Consider the following 14755-nt stretch of genomic DNA (forward strand, 5'->3'; position numbering starts at 1 on the left):
GGCAGATCAGCTGTCGCGCGTGACGCGCAAGATTTCCTCGGCGGTGGTCACGCCTTCGCGCACCCAGCGCTGGCCGTCCTCGCGCATCGAGCGCATGCCGTGTCGCACGGCAGCGGCGCGCATCGCTTGTTCGTCGCCGCCTTCGTGAATCAGGCGCCGGATGTCGTCGTGCACCACGAAGAGTTCGTGGATGCCCGTGCGCCCCTTGAAGCCCGAATGGCCGCAGGCCGCGCAGCCCACGGGCACGTAGACCGTGCGGCCGTCGTCCTGCACGCGCGGTGCCTTGCAGGCCGGGCACAGGCAGCGCACCAGCCGCTGCGCCAGCACGCCCAGCAACGAAGACGACAGGAGGAAGGGCTCGATGCCCATGTCGCTCATGCGCGTGACGGCCGACACCGCGTCGTTGGTGTGCAGCGAAGCCAGAACGCCGTGGCCCGTGAGCGAGGACTGCACGGCGATCTGCGCGGTTTCCAGGTCGCGGATCTCGCCGATCATGAGGTTGTCGGGGTCCTGCCGCAGCGCAGCGCGCAGGGCCGCGCCGAAGGTCATGCCGATCTTGGCGTGCACCGGAATCTGGCCGATGCCGGGCAGGTCGTACTCCACCGGGTCTTCGACCGTGAGGATGTTGCTGGTGCCCAGGTCGAGCTGGCCCAGCGCGGCGTACAGCGTGGTGGTCTTGCCGCTGCCCGTGGGGCCGGTGACCAGCACGATGCCGTGCGGCTGGCGCACCAGCCGCGTGAGCTCGGCCAGCGTGTCGGGCGCCATGCCCAGCCGTTCGAGCCGCAGCCGGCCGGCGTCTTTCTCGAGCAGCCGCAGCACGGCGCGCTCGCCGTGCGCCGTGGGCACGGTGGACACGCGCACGTCGATCGGTCGCCCGCCCACGCGCAGCGTGATGCGCCCGTCCTGCGGCAGGCGTTTTTCGGCGATGTCGAGCTGCGACATGATCTTGATGCGCGAGATCAGCGCCGCATGCAGCGCCCGGCGCGGCGTCACCACGTCGCGCAGCGTGCCGTCGACGCGAAAGCGCACCACCGAATGGGTCTCGAAGGATTCGAGGTGCACGTCGCTCGCGCCGTCGCGCGCGGCCTGCGTGAGCAGCGCGTTGATCATGCGGATGACGGGCGCGTCGTCCTGCGCGTCGAGCAGGTCGGTGACGGCCGGGATGTCCTGCATCAGCCGCGCCAGGTCGACCTGCTGCTCCACCGCGCCGACCACCGAGGCGGCGTCGCCCGATTCGGCCTGGCGCTCGGCGAGCAGGCGTTCCATGTCGTCGTCGCCCACCTGCCGCAGCGGCAGCGCGCCCAGCAGGCGACGCGCCTCGACCACGGCCCAGCCGGGCGTGCGCGGGCTGACCGCCAGGAAGGCCGCCTCGCCGTCGCGCTGCACCGCGACGCGCTGGCTGCGGGCCCAGGCCTGGGGCAAGGCGGTGTCGGCGCGGGCCGTGTTCATGGCGTCACCACCCGTTCGGGCCGGTAGCCCAGCTCGCGCAGCACGGCGACCGCGTTGTCCACGGCCTGCGGCTCGCGCGGCACGTCCACGCGCACCATCGCGCCCTCCCCGCCCGGGCCGCCGACGATGTAGGCGCCGATGCCGCTCACGCGCACGCGCTGCACGATGCGCAGCGCCTCCTGCTCGGTCTTCGTGTCGGCGAACTGCACCACGGTGACCTTGTCGTTGGCGCCGCCGTACAGCGCGGCCGGGTCGGACTCGACCGTCACGCCCGTCGGCAGCCGCGAGCGCTGCGTCGGTGGTGGCGGCGGCGCCGCGGCGGGTGTCTGGCGCACCGCACTGGCCGTGGCGGTGGGCGGCGGTGGCTGGTCGCGCGTGTGCTCCCAGCTCTGGGGGCGCAGGTCGACCTCGGGCGCTGATCCCGGAGCGCGCAGGCTGGGCAGGTCGGCCGGCGGCAGCAACGGCGCGCCGCTGTCGGGCAACAGGCCGTGCGCCATCGGGCGCGCGCGGCCCTGCTGCAGGCGCATGAAGTTGTAGCGGTCGAGCGTGAGGCCGCGGCTGGCGTTGGCGTCGCGGATCACGTAGGGCCGCAGGAACACCATGAGGTTGGTCTTGACGCGCTGGCGCTTGTCGTAGCGAAACAGGTTGCCCAGCACCGGCAGCGAGCCCAGGCCGGGCACGGCCTCGGTGCCGTTGGCGACGCTGTCTTCCATCAGCCCGCCCAGCACCATGATCTGGCCGTCGTCCACGAGGATGCTCGTATCGAGCGCGCGCTTGTTGGTGACGATGCCGGCCGCGCCCGAGGTCTGCTCGTCGATGCTGGACACCTCCTGGTAGATGTCGAGCTTGACCGTGCCGCCCTCGGAAATCTGCGGCCGGATGTTGAGCTTCAGACCGATGTCCTCGCGCTGGATGGTCTGGAACGGGTTGGTGCTGCTGTTGCCGTTGGTGATGTACTGGCCGCTCACGAAAGGCACGGTCTTGCCGACCATGATCGAGGCCGGTTCGTTGTCCAGCGTGAGGATGTTCGGCGTCGAGAGGATGTTGGCGCCGTCCTTGGCCTGCAGCGCGCGCGCCAGCACCTTCAGGTTGAGCACCTCGCCCACGCCCGGCAGGTTGATGGTGCCGTCGACCACGCCGATGTTCAGGCCGCGCGGCATGGCGTCGATGGTGGTGCGCGCGTTGGCGTTGAGGCCCGCGCCGCCGAAGTTGGTGCCGCCGCGCACGCGGCCGTTATTGCCGCCGGCCATCCACTGGATGCCCAGCTCGGCCGCGTCGCGCTCGGTGACCTCGACGATCAGGCTTTCGACCAGCACCTGCGCGCGCCGCTGGTCGAGCAGGTCGATCACGCTGCGCAGGCTGCGGTACATCGGTTCGGGCGCCGCGATGATGAGCGTGTTGGTGGTGGCGTCGGCCTGCACCGTGACACCGCCGCTCGAGAACGCGGTGGACGTGCCGCCGGTGCCGCCTGCCGCACCCTGCGCCTGGCCATTGGTGCCGCCGGCCGTGCCGCGCAGGCCACCGAACTTGCCGGCGGTGCTTGCCGTGGCGCTGCCGGACGTGGACTGGCTGCCAGTGGCCGACGTACCGTTCGCCGTGCCGCCATTCGCCGCCCCCGCCCCACCGAGCATGCCGCCCGCGCCCAGCGCGGCGCGCACCGAGCTGCCGCCGCCGCCCGTGGCCGTCTGGTCGCCCGATTCGCCCGTGAGCAACCCGCGCAGCACGTTCGCCAAGTGCACCGCCTGCGCGTTGCGCAGGTAGACCACATGCAGGTTGCCCGGGTCGCCCTGCGCGCTCTCGAGCTTGCCGATGAGTTCGCGCGCCAGCGCCGTGCGGCCCGGGCTGCTGGAGCGGATCACGATGCTGTTGGAGCGCGGGTCGGCCAGCACCACGATGTCGCGCCGGCCTTTTTCGCCGCTGCCTTCGAGCAGCTCGGTGGCCAGCGCGGCGATGTCCGTGGCAATGCCGTTGCGCAGCTTGACCAGCTGGGCGTCGAGCGCGGTCGGCGTGTCGATGCTCTCGATGATGCGTGCCAGCCGCTCGAGGTTGTCGATGTAGTCGGTGACGACCAGCGTGTTGTTGGCGGCATAGGCCGCGATGCTGTTCTCGGCCGCGACCAGCGGCTTGAGCACCGGCACCATCGCTTCGGCGTTCTCGTAGTTGAGCCGGAAGGTGCGCGTCGCGAGCCCGCCGCCGGGGCTGCGTGCGTTGACCGCGCCGCCCTGCTGCTTCGCGTCGGCCACGGGCACGACGCGGCTCACCTCGCCCACGTCGACGATTGCGAAGCCGCGCATGCGCAGCGCCGAGGCCAGCATGCCGTAGGCGGTGGCGGCCGGCACCTCGCCTTCGGAGACCAGCGTGATCTGCCCCTTCACGCGCGGATCGAACAGGAAGTTGCGACCCAGGAACCGCGCCAATGCCGAGACCACCGAGGTGATGTCGGCATCGACGAAGTTCAGCACCACGCGCTCTTCGGCACCGGCACGCGGCGCGGTCTTGGCAGGCGGCGATGGGGTCGCGGCGCTGGCGGCGATCGCGAACACACCCAGGCAGCATGCCGCCGTCCATCGGCGCAGGGCCGCGCCGTTTCGATCTCGTGTCACTGGCCATCCTTGGTGAGTTGTGTGGACTGCAGCGCCACCGCGCCGCGCACGCGGCCCTGCGGCGTGCCCTCGCTGTCGTCGTCGGAACTGTCGATGCGCTCCAGCTGCGCCCGCGTGACCTCGAGATCGCGGCGCGCCGAGACCGCCACGAGCCAGGCGAACACCTGCGCGGCCGGCACGGGCTCCGGGAACTCGACGCGCCATGCGCGGGCGGGCTGCGCCGGGCTCCCGGCTGCGGGCGGCGCGTCGGCCACGGCGTCGTGCAGGCGGTAACGCCCGCGCAGGCCGGCGCGGTCGAGGGCGGCGTCGATGCCGCCCTGCGCCGTGTCTGGCATAGCGTGGGCGCCGGGCACATCGGCCAGCAGCGTGTCGAGTTCGGCGGACTGGGCCCGCCGCTTCGGCAGGTCGCGCTGCCAGCGCGCGGCGGTGTCGAGCGCGGGACGGGCGAGGCCCAGCCACAGGATCGCGAGCACCACCAACAGCAGCGCAACGCCCGCGCCGAGCCGGTCGCGTGCGGGAAGCCCACGCCAGCGCCCGATCGCTTCGCGTGCCATCCGCCGCGCGGGGTCGAGGAGGACGCCACCCCTTCGGGACAGGTTCACGGGGTGTCCTTCTCTGCGCGGGCCGTGGCCGGCGTGATGCGCAGTGCGCCGGCCTCCGGGTCGGCGGACAGGCTTCGCTCGCGCGCCTGCGCCTGCAGCACGCGCAGCGCCTCGGTGTTCGGCGCCGCGCCCTCGCGCCAGCGAACGCGCAGCTCGCCCGCCGTGTAGTGCAGCGCCTGGACCTGCCCGGCCGGCAGCTGCGCGAGCAAGCCCACCGCCGCGCGCGACAGCGCCGCGTAGTCGCCGCCGACCGCAGCCTGCGGTGCCTGGCCCGCCCGCGCCTCCTTCTGCTGGCGCGCCTGCTGCACCGGGTTGACGACCACGGGCAGCTCGGGAAACGCAGCCTTGACCCGCGCGGCCATCTCCCGCTTCAGGGCCTGGCCTTGCGTCGCCAGCCGGTGGGCATGCACCTGGAGGCCGGCCGTCCACACCAGCGCGGCCATGGCGGCCCACAAGGCCGCCGGCCGCAGCAGCGCCGCCACGCCCGAGTGTGACTGCGCGGGGTCGCTCGCGGACAGCGCCCAGCGCCAGCCCTCGCCCGACCAGCGCGCCGCGTCGCCCTCCTCCTGCGCCGTCCAGTGCACGGCGGGCGACGCTGCCTCGCCGGTCGTCACGTGCGCCGCCAGCGCGGTGTCGCGGTCCGCATCGTGCGGCAGCGCCTGCATGAAGCCCGCGCCGGCGCCCGTACGCACCACAAGCCAGCGGTCCAGCTGCAGGCCCGTCCAGCCCTGGCTGGGCGTCGGCAGGAAGGCGGTCGGCAGGCACAGCGCGCGCGGCGCGATGCCGTGCCGCCGCAGCAGCGCCAGCCAGCGCGCCATTGCGTCGCGCGCGATCCAGGCGGCCGGCACCGTGCCGTCGGCCCCGCGCGGGCCGATGCCCACCGCCAGCGCGTCGATCGGTTGCAGCGCACAGGGCTCGATGGCCCCGAGCACCGCCGCATGCAGGTGCCGCCCGGTCAGCGGCGGCAGCGCGAAGCTCGCCAGCGCCACCTCGCCCGGCGCCAGCGCGACCTCGAGATGGCGCGCCTCGAAGCGGCCGGCCACGGCCGCCAGCGCGAGCGCGCCGCCGTCGTGCCACCGACCGTCGGCGGCGCGCCAGCCGCAGTGCACCTCGGCGTCCACGGGATCGGCTTCGCCCTCGCCCGGCCAGGGCGGCAACTGCAGGCGCAGGCGATCGACCTTCAGGGCGCTCACACGCCCTCCCGCAGCCAGACCACGCGCGGCACGCTGGTCTTGTCGTCCTGCAGCAGCGCCACCTGCACGAACTTCGTGCGCGGCGTGTCGAGCACGCTGGCCACGCGGAACCAGTTGCTGTCGATGCCGATGCGCACGTCGCGCTCCTCGAGCGTGGGCATCTGGAGCCGGTTGGCAAAGTCGCCGCGGTTGATGAACCACTGGCCGCGGTCGCGCGCGGCGAGCAAGGCGCGCGCCTTGTCCAACGCCAGCCCGGGCACGCCGGCCGCGAGCAACTCGGCGCTGGCCGTGTTCGCGTTGATCCAGGTGCGCGCCGGCAGCAGCGTGACGAAAGGCGCGAGCCGCGCGATCACGCCGGCATCGACGCCGGGCACGGCCAGCAGGTCTTCGAGCACGCGCGGGCGCGGAGCCTGCGGGGCGCGCGGCAGTTCGGGCGGCAGGCCCAGCGTCGCGGCCATGGTGTCGGCCGCCGCATCGGGCATCGTCTGCGCGGCTTCGCCTTCGGGGTCGGCGATGCTGCCGACCACGCGCCGCATGAGCGCCTGCGCCTGGGCCTGCGAGACGCCCGTCATCGTGCAAAGCCGTTGGAACACGGCCGCTTCGGCCGAATCGATGCGGCCCCGGTCGACGAGGTTGCGCAGGTTGAATTTGCTTTGCTCGTCGCTGATCTCGCTGAGCAGCCGCGCGCCCTCGGCGGCCACCTGCCCTGCCACGGGCCCGGCGAACGGTCGGGTCCACAGGCCGTCCAGGCGCGTGGTCGGCTCGCGCACGGCCTCGGCGCGCAGCAGCCGCTGCGCCGCACCCAGCTCTCCGCGCAGCAGCCAGCGCGCCTGCACGCGCGATTGCTCGCCCTGCGTGGTGCGGATGAAGGCCGACTGCCGCCCGAGCAGCGCGGCTGCCAGCGCGGCGATCACCGCGACGATCAGCAAGGCGCTGATCACCGCCATGCCGCGCATGCGCCGTTGCCGGCGGCCTGTTCCGATCCCTGCCATCGCGCCCACGGTGCCGTTCCCGCGCTACCAGGAGCCGATGTCCGCGTTGGCTTTTTCTCCGTCGGGCTCCCCGTCGGCGCCCAGCGAGAACACGTCGACCTCGCCGTGCGTGCCGGGGTTCAGGTACTGGTAGGGGTTGCCCCACGGGTCCTGAGGCAGGCGTTCGAGGTACGTGCGCCAGTTGGTCGGCACCTTGCCCGTGGCCGGCTTCTCGACGAGCGCGCGCAGGCCCTGCGTGGCGCTGGGGTAGGCGCCGTTGTCCAGGCGGTAGAGCTTCAGCCCCTGCATGATCGCGGCCACGTCCTGCCGGGCCGCGGTGGCGCGGGCCTGGTCGGGGCGGTCCATCAGGCTCGGCACGATGAGCGCGGCGAGCACGCCGATGATGACCAGCACCACCATCAGCTCGATGAGGGTGAAAGCCCGCTCGGCACGGCGACGGATTGAACGGGCGGCCATGTTCCACAACTCCCGGGAAAAGACTTCACAAGGACAACGACGAGCACTGCGGGCCATCCTCGCAGCGGCGCATGTCAGTCCGATTGAAAATCCTCGGGAGTTCGGTGACAGGCCTTCAGTCGTCGAGGGTTTCGACGCGCAGTGCGATCACCGGACCGACCACCACTGGGCTCGTCTGCAACGCGTGCAAGGCGAGATCGACCGCGCCTTGCAGCGCCGATTCGGTGATCACCAGCACCTGCGGCGCCGCCTCCGCCGGCCCGTTCGCCAGCACCAGTTGCCGCACCGGCAACCGCTGCGCGGCCAGCAGCTCGGCCACGGCCGCGATGTCGGTCGCCGCCTGCACCGGCACGCGCAGGTAGTGCGCGCTGCGCACGGCCGCGCGCGGCAGCACCGGCAGTTCGCGCACCGCATGCGCATGAAAGCCCGTGTGCGGCACGCGCTGGCCGGCGTGGGTGCCGTCCAGGCGCGCCACGTCGACCAGGTCGGCGATCACGGCCGAGGCGGTCTGCTCCGAACCGGCGCCCGCGCCGTAGTACATCGTGACGCCCGCCGCGTCGGCCTTGACCATGATGCCGTTCATCGAGCCGTTCACCTGCGCGAGCAGGTGCGTCGCAGGCACCAGCGCGGGTTGCACGCGCAGCTCCACCCCTTCTTCACGTCGGCGCGCCACGCCCAACAGCTTCACGCGAAAGCCCAGCTGCTCGGCGCAGGCCACGTCCACACGTTGCAGCGCGGTGATGCCCTCGACCTGCGCGTCGGCAAAGCGCACCGGCATGCCGAAGGCGTTGGCGGCCAGCAGCGCGGTCTTGTGGGCGGCGTCGACGCCCTCGATGTCGAAGGCCGGGTCGGCCTCGGCATAGCCCAGTGCCTGGGCCTGCGCGAGCGCGTCGCCGAAGTCCAGGCCTTCGTCGCGCATCTTGCTCAGGATGAAGTTGGTGGTGCCGTTGACGATGCCCGCCACCCATTCGATGCGGTTGGCCGTGAGGCCCTCGCGCAGCGCTTTGACGATGGGAATGCTCACCGCCACCGCGCCCTCGTACATCACGGCCACGCCGTGCGCGCTGGCGGCGGCGAAGATCTCGGGGCCGTGCACGGCCAGCAGCGCCTTGTTGGCCGTGACCACGTGCTTGCCGTGCGCGATGGCCGCCAACACCCAGTCGCGCGCCGGGCCGGTGCCGCCGGCCACCTCGACCACCACGTCGACGTCGGGGTCGGTGGCGACCTGCATCGGATCGGCCGTGAGCGCCACGCCCTCGCCCACGATGCCCTGGGCCCGCGCGAGGTTGCGCGCCGCCACCACCGTCACCTCGATGCCGCGCCCGGCGCGGGCGGCGATGAGGTCCTGGTTGCGGGCCAGCACGCGGAAGGTGCCCGCGCCCACGGTGCCGATGCCGATCATGCCGACGCGCAGGGGGCGAATGGCCGCAGGATGGCTGGGCTGGGGCAGGAAGGACGAGACGGGATCGCGGTACATGGGCTTCTCCAAACAACGAACGAACAAGACAAACAAAAAAACCCAGCTGCCAGCTGGGTTTCGTTCATTCGGGAGAAGAGACACCAGGTGGCTGCCGGAGCGGCCACCCTGCGCGTGCTCAGGGGGCCGCGGCGGTCATGGTGGTAATCATTCGTGCATTCACTGCGTCGCTCGTTCGCACGCAGGCGGCGAACGGCATCGTGCGGCCGACAACGGCGGCGCTGGATGCTGCAACGGGGGAAAGTGAAAGGCACGACATGAGCCGGCGAGTGTACACGCGGTGCTTGCGGCACGCCCCGATCCGGGCAAACTAGGGCATGGACAAGCATTTCCTGACCCCCCTGTTCGCCCCGGCGTCGATCGTGGCCTTCGTCGGCCAGCCCAGCGATCCGGGGGGCCAGACCGCCTTGGGCCGCACGCTGCGCGAAGCCTTCCGGGCCGACCGCTTCGACGGCACGCTGCGCTTTCTGGACGTGCGCACCCAGGGCACGCTCGAAGAGCTGGCGCAGACGCATGCCGACCTGGCGCTGATCGCGCTGGCGCCGCACGACGTGGCGGCCGCCCTCGAGATCGCGGGCCGCATCGGCTGCAAGGCCGCGGTGGTCATCTCCACCGGCATCGCCGCCGAGCAGGCCGCGCAGTGGCGCAAGATCGCGCGCCGCGAAGGCGTGCACCTGCTGGGCCCCAACTCGCTGGGCTTCCAGCGCCCGCCGCTGCACCTGAACGCCAGCGTGGCCGGCCCGCTCGCGCGCACCGGGCCGCTGGCGCTGGTGTCGCAGTCGGGCGCGCTCACGGCGTCGATGCTCGACTGGGCACGGCAGAACGGCGTGGGCTTTTCGAGCGTGGTGTCGCTCGGCCCGCACACCTCGGTCGACATTCCGCAGGTGCTCGACTTCCTGGCCAACGATTCGAGCACGCACAGCATCATCGTGTACCTCGAAGGCATTGCCGACGCGCGCCGCTTCATGAGCGCGCTGCGCTCGGCCTCGCACGCCAAGCCGGTGGTGGTGCTCAAGGCGGGCCGCAAGCCGGCCGGCAACGAGGCCGCGCAGACGCACAGCGCGGCCATCGTGGGCAGCGACGACGTGTTCGATGCCGCCCTGCGCCGCGCGGGCGCGGTGCGGGTGCGCTCCTTCGTCGAGCTGTTCTCGGCCGCCAAGTGCCTGGCCTCGCGCTACCGGCCGGTGGGCAAGCGGTTGGCCGTGGTCACCAATGGCGGCGGCCCCGGCGTGCTCGCGGCCGACTGGATCAACGAGATCGGCCTCGACCTGGGCCGCCTCTCTGCACCCGCGCAGCGGTCGCTGCAGCCGTCGCTGCCGGCGCTCGCGTCGCTCACCGACCTCATCGACCTGTCGGAAGACGCCACGCCCGCGCACTTTCGCGCCGCCATCGACACCGCCTCGGCCGACAGCCAGATCGACGGCGTGCTCGCCATCTTCTCGCCCAAGGCCGGCGTCGACGCGGCCGCCACGGCGCGCGCGCTGGCCGACATTCCGCGCCCCATGCCCAAGCCGCTCTTGTCGTGCTGGATGGGCGACGCCTCGGTGGGCAATGCGCGGGCCGTGCTGGCCGAGGCCACCATCCCGAGCTTTCGCACGCCCGAGGCGGCCGTGGGCGCCTTCGGCAACATCGCGGCCTTCTACCAGAACCAGCAGCTGCTGCAGCAGACGCCGCCGCCGCTGTCGGCGCTGGCCAAGCCCGACATCGACGGCGCGCGCCTGCTCATCGAGAGCGTGCTGGCCGAGCGGCGCAAGGTGCTGACCGAGATGGAGTCGAAGTCGCTGCTGTCGTGCTTCCACATCCCGATCACGCGCACCCTGCTCGCGCGCAGCGCTAACGAGGCCATGATGATCGCCACGCAGCTGGGCTTTCCGGTGGCGCTCAAGATCGACTCGCCCGACATCTCGCACAAGTCCGACGTCGAGGGCGTGGCGCTGAACGTGATGAACGGCACCAGCGCGCGCGACACCTACCTGGAGATGATGGAGCGCGTGGCGCGCCTGGCGCCCGACGCCCGCATCAACGGCGTGACCGTGCAGAAGATGGTGCGCGCGCGGCGCGGACGCGAAATCTACGTGGGCCTGGTCACCGACCAGCCCTTCGGCCCGGTGATCGTCTTCGGGGCGGGCGGCACCATGATCGAGCTCATGAACGACCGCGCGATGGAGCTGCCGCCGCTGAACCAGTTCCTGGCGCGCCACCTCATCGAGCGCTCGCGCGTGGCCGAGACGCTGGGCGAGTGGCGCGGCGCCAGCCCCGTGAACATGGAGGCCATCGAGGACGTGCTGCTGCGCGTGTCCGAAATGGTGTGCGAGCTGCCCGAGCTGCGCGAGATGGACATCAACCCCATCATCGTGGACGAGCACGGCGCGGTGTCGGTCGATGCGCGCATCGTGGTGGACAGCAGCACGCAGGCCGTGGCGGGCCCGGTGGGCAACGGCTACCAGCACCTGGCCATCATGCCGTACCCCGCGCGCTACCGGCGCGAATGGCCGTTGCCCGGTGGCGGCGCGTACGTCGTGCGGCCGGTGCATCCGAACGACGCGCAGATGCTGCAGGCGCTGGTGCAGGGTTTATCGCCCGAGAGCCGGTGGTTCCGCTTCGTCTCGCGCTTCCATGAGCTGCCGCCGTCGATGCTGTCGCGCTTCACGCTCATCGACTACGACCGCGAGATGGCGCTGGTCGCCACCGTGATGGAACGCAGCACCGCGCCCGACGGCAGCATCCTCGAGAGCGAGCGCATCGTGGGCGTGTCGCGCTACATCACCAACCCCGACCAGACCAGCTGCGAGTTCTCGCTCGTGGTGGCCGACGAGTTCAGCGGCAAGGGCATCGGCTCGCGCCTCATGGAAAGCATCATCGACGTGGCGCGCGACCGCGGCCTCTCGGAAATGGACGGGCTGGTGCTGGCCGGCAACCCCGACATGCTCAAGCTGGTGCGGCGGCTGGGCTTCTCGGTGAAGTCCTTCCCCGAGGACCCGGACTTCAAGCTCGTGACCTACCCGCTGTAGCCCGACGGCGGCGGCTGCAACTCGACGAGAATCGGCCGCCCTCCACCTCCGCGTTTCTTCATGCTCCGAATCCTCCTGCGCTCCCTCGGCCGTCTGCTGGTGAGCTTCGCCGTGTTGCTGTCGGCCGCCTGGGCCTGCGCGGCCCTCTGGTACCAGTTGCCGATGGCGACGCCGCTCAAGGTCGGCGCGATGGTGCTGTGGGGCCTCTTCGGCCTGGCGGCGATCGTGCTGCTGTGGCGCGGCAAAGCCGGCCGCTCGCTGCTGGCCTACGCCATCGGCTTCGTCGTGCTGCTCGAGTGGTGGGGCACCATCGCGCCCTCCCAGCATCGCGAATGGGCCGACGACGTGGCGCGCCACCTGAAGCCGCGCGTCGAGGGCAACGTGGTCACGATGGAGAACGTGCGCAACTTCGACTGGCGCAGCGACACCGACTACACCGTGCGCTGGGACACGCGCCGCTACGACCTGGACCGCCTGCGCTCGGTCGACGTGTCGCTGTCGTACTGGACCGGCCCGGCCATCGCCCACACGCTGGTGTCCTTCGGTTTCGATGACGGCCAGTTCGTCACTTTTTCCATCGAGATCCGCAAGGAGCGCGGCGAAAGCTTCTCGTCCGTGGGCGGTTTCTTTAAGCAGTTCGAGAACAGCCTCGTGGCGGCCGACGAGCACGACATCCTGCGCGTGCGCACCAACGTGCGCGGCGAAGACATCTACATGTACCGCGTGCGCCTGCCGCAGGCCGAGATGCGTTCGCTGTTCCTGGGCTACGTGGGCGAGGCCAACGCCCTGGCGCGCGCGCCGAGCTTCTACAACACGCTCACCGCCAACTGCACGACCATCGTCTACAGCCTCGCCCGGCACGTCGTGCCCGGCCTGCCGATGGACTACCGCCTGCTGGCCTCGGGCTACCTGCCCGAGTACCTGCACGACGTGGGCGGCCTGACGCCCGGCCTGAGCATGGACGCGCTGCGCGCTGGCGGCCGCATCACCGACCGGGCCATCGCCACCGACCAGCAGCCCGGCGTGAACTTCTCGCAAGCCATCCGCCACGGCCTGCCGGGCGTGACGCCATGAGGCGCATCGGCTTCCTCCCCGCCCTGCTGCTGGCGCTGTCGCTGCTCACGGGCTGCGCGGGCGTCACGGTCGGCACCATCTCGCCGGCCGACTACCTGGCGCAGCGGCGCGGCGACGTGCTCACCACCGGCCAGCTCAGCAGTTCGGCGCAAGAGGTGCTGCGCGTCATCGGCTCCGATGCCGACCAGTGCCGCAAGGACGGCCGCGCCTGCCGCCAGAACCTCGCCACCTCCGCCGGCCTGAGCGACGAGCAACGCATGTCGGCGCTGTCCGAGGTGTGGCTGCAGCTCGCGCTGGCGGGCGGCGACGGCGGCTCGGCCGCGCAGCCCATGGCGCCCGAGGCCATCGAGGCCTGGCTGGAAACCGCGCGCCACGCCTACGCCTACCTGTTCCACACGGCGCGCAAGCCGCGCGACCGCGCCTTCGAAGACCGCCAGACGCAGGTGCGCGACTACTACAACTACGCCGTGCAGCGCGCCATCACCGGCCTGTTCAGCCGCTACCGCAAGAGCGACATGTCGGTGGCCGCCATTCCGCAGGTGAGCGGCTGGCGCATCGACGCCGACCTGTCGGCGCTGCAGCTCGCGCCCGACGCGCCCCCGCCCAAAGAGCTGATTCCCGCCGCCTCGCTGACCTTCTCGGGCCTGCGCAACATCTACCGCCGCGACGGCTTCGGCGCCGAGCTGGTCGCCGCGGGCGACGACCGCCCGACCGCGGTGCAGGCCGACGAAGACGCCCCGCCCTTCAGCGAGACGCCCTTCCCCGCCCTCACCGCGCTGCTGCAGTTCGACGGCGCCACGCTGCAGGACGTGCTGGCCACGCGGACGCTGCGCATCGCTGTGTTCGACCCCTACCGCACCAGCACGATCAAGCTGGCCGGCGAAGAGATTCCGCTGGCCGCCAACTTCACCTCGGGCTACGGCCTGTGGCTGGCCCGCTCCGACTTCGCGCTGCAGGCGCTGCGCAGCCTGCTCGGCGGCGCCGAGGGCCTGACCCGGCCGCACATCTACCTGATGCAGCCCTACGACCCGAAGCGGCGCACCATCGTCATGCTGCACGGCCTGGCCAGCAGCCCCGAGGCCTGGATCAACGTGGCGAACGAAGTGCTCGGCGACGAGACCCTGCGCCGCCGCTACCAGATCTGGCAGGTGTACTACCCGACCAATGCGCCGCTGCCGCTGAACAACCTCGCCATCCGCGAAGCCATCACGCAGACGCTGGCGCACTTCGACCCGCAGGGCCGCGCCGAGGCCTCGCGCAACGTCACGCTCATCGGCCACAGCATGGGCGGCGTGCTGTCGCGCCTGCTGGTGTCGTCGTCGGGCGACGTGCTGTGGGACGCGCTGCGCGAGGGCTACCCCATGCCGGCCGCGCAGCGCCGCCGCATCGAGGAAGGGCTGGGGCCCTACCTGCGCTTCGAGCCGCTGCCCCAGGTCAGCGACGCCATCTTCATCGCGTCGCCACACCGCGGCACCTCGTTCGCCAACAAGCGCATCTCGCGCTGGGTGGCCAACCTCATCACGCTGCCGGTGGCCATGCTGGGCCAGCTCAACGACATCTCGCGCGAGCTGATGCGCGTGGCGCCCAGTTCGCAGGACATGGGCCCGCTGCGCATTCCCAACAGCATCGACAACCTCAGCGACCGCGATGCGTTCGTGCGCCTGTCGTCCGGGTTGCCGCTGAGTCCGAAGGTGCGCTACCACTCGATCATCGGCAACGACACGCCCGGCCTGCCGCTGGCCGAGTCGAGCGACGGCATCGTGCCCTACACCAGCGCGCACCTCGACGGCGCGGTATCGGAGCTGGTGATTCCGTCGGCGCACAGCGTGCAGGAGCACCCGCTGGCGATTCTGGAGATCCGGCGCATCCTGCGCGAGCAGCTGCAGCGCGTGCCCTGA

At 71.7% G+C, this 14755-nt stretch carries 10 protein-coding genes; 3 read left to right on the forward strand and 7 right to left on the reverse strand.

What is annotated here, in order from left to right:
- Positions 1 to 6: 6 nt before the first annotated feature.
- The 7 genes from gspE to AC3WQR_RS02910 all read right to left on the reverse strand — a co-directional run bounded on the left by gspE (position 7) and on the right by AC3WQR_RS02910 (position 8772).
- A complete protein-coding gene (gene gspE / locus AC3WQR_RS02880) occupies positions 7 to 1449 on the reverse strand; it encodes a type II secretion system ATPase GspE (protein ID WP_492741097.1) in 1443 nt (480 codons plus the stop codon).
- Positions 1446 to 4052 carry a type II secretion system secretin GspD gene (gene gspD, locus AC3WQR_RS02885; protein ID WP_492741098.1) on the reverse strand — a complete coding sequence of 869 codons (2607 nt, stop codon included), beginning with the start codon at positions 4050 to 4052 and terminating at the stop codon, positions 1446 to 1448. The genes gspE and gspD overlap by 4 nt, the downstream gene beginning before the upstream one ends.
- Complete coding sequence (locus AC3WQR_RS02890; protein ID WP_492741099.1) at positions 4049 to 4606, reverse strand: type II secretion system protein M; 558 nt, start codon at positions 4604 to 4606, stop codon at positions 4049 to 4051. Before AC3WQR_RS02890 ends, gspD begins: the two co-directional genes overlap by 4 nt.
- Positions 4607 to 4650: 44 nt before the next feature.
- Complete coding sequence (gene gspL / locus AC3WQR_RS02895; RefSeq protein WP_492741100.1) at positions 4651 to 5847, reverse strand: type II secretion system protein GspL; 1197 nt, start codon at positions 5845 to 5847, stop codon at positions 4651 to 4653.
- Positions 5844 to 6794, reverse strand: coding sequence for a type II secretion system minor pseudopilin GspK (gene gspK, locus AC3WQR_RS02900; protein ID WP_492741101.1), 951 nt, complete (start codon positions 6792 to 6794; stop codon positions 5844 to 5846). The genes gspL and gspK overlap by 4 nt, the downstream gene beginning before the upstream one ends.
- A 69-nt stretch (positions 6795 to 6863) precedes the next feature.
- Positions 6864 to 7295, reverse strand: a complete 432-nt coding sequence (gene gspG / locus AC3WQR_RS02905) for a type II secretion system major pseudopilin GspG (protein WP_492741102.1) — start codon at positions 7293 to 7295, stop codon at positions 6864 to 6866.
- Positions 7296 to 7410: 115 nt separating this feature from the next.
- On the reverse strand, positions 7411 to 8772 hold the full coding sequence (locus tag AC3WQR_RS02910) for a homoserine dehydrogenase (protein ID WP_492741103.1): 1362 nt from the start codon (positions 8770 to 8772) through the stop codon (positions 7411 to 7413).
- 317 nt (positions 8773 to 9089) lie between these two features.
- On the opposite strand from AC3WQR_RS02910, the gene AC3WQR_RS02915 reads away from it, so the two are divergent.
- Genes AC3WQR_RS02915 through AC3WQR_RS02925 form a run of 3 tightly spaced genes read left to right on the forward strand, consistent with a single transcriptional unit; the run spans position 9090 to position 14755 of the window.
- On the forward strand, positions 9090 to 11783 hold the full coding sequence (locus tag AC3WQR_RS02915) for a bifunctional acetate--CoA ligase family protein/GNAT family N-acetyltransferase (protein ID WP_447743951.1): 2694 nt from the start codon (positions 9090 to 9092) through the stop codon (positions 11781 to 11783).
- Positions 11784 to 11843: 60 nt separating this feature from the next.
- Complete coding sequence (locus AC3WQR_RS02920) at positions 11844 to 12857, forward strand: Lnb N-terminal periplasmic domain-containing protein (protein WP_492741104.1); 1014 nt, start codon at positions 11844 to 11846, stop codon at positions 12855 to 12857.
- On the forward strand, positions 12854 to 14755 hold the full coding sequence (locus AC3WQR_RS02925) for an esterase/lipase family protein (protein ID WP_492741105.1): 1902 nt from the start codon (positions 12854 to 12856) through the stop codon (positions 14753 to 14755). Before AC3WQR_RS02920 ends, AC3WQR_RS02925 begins: the two co-directional genes overlap by 4 nt.

This window comes from Variovorax sp. FW305-3-2-15-B-LB1, assembly GCF_058787635.1.

Excerpts from the sequence above, each read along its gene's own strand:
- gspE (WP_492741097.1), bottom strand. The coding sequence starts at position 1,449 with ATGAACACGGCCCGCGCCGACACCGCCTTGCCCCAGGCCTGGGCCCGC.
- AC3WQR_RS02920 (WP_492741104.1), top strand. The coding sequence starts at position 11,844 with ATGCTCCGAATCCTCCTGCGCTCCCTCGGCCGTCTGCTGGTGAGCTTC.
- AC3WQR_RS02915 (WP_447743951.1), top strand. The coding sequence starts at position 9,090 with ATGGACAAGCATTTCCTGACCCCCCTGTTCGCCCCGGCGTCGATCGTG.
- AC3WQR_RS02910 (WP_492741103.1), bottom strand. The coding sequence starts at position 8,772 with ATGTACCGCGATCCCGTCTCGTCCTTCCTGCCCCAGCCCAGCCATCCT.
- gspG (WP_492741102.1), bottom strand. The coding sequence starts at position 7,295 with ATGGCCGCCCGTTCAATCCGTCGCCGTGCCGAGCGGGCTTTCACCCTC.
- AC3WQR_RS02890 (WP_492741099.1), bottom strand. The coding sequence starts at position 4,606 with ATGGCACGCGAAGCGATCGGGCGCTGGCGTGGGCTTCCCGCACGCGAC.
- gspK (WP_492741101.1), bottom strand. The coding sequence starts at position 6,794 with ATGGCGGTGATCAGCGCCTTGCTGATCGTCGCGGTGATCGCCGCGCTG.
- AC3WQR_RS02925 (WP_492741105.1), top strand. The coding sequence starts at position 12,854 with ATGAGGCGCATCGGCTTCCTCCCCGCCCTGCTGCTGGCGCTGTCGCTG.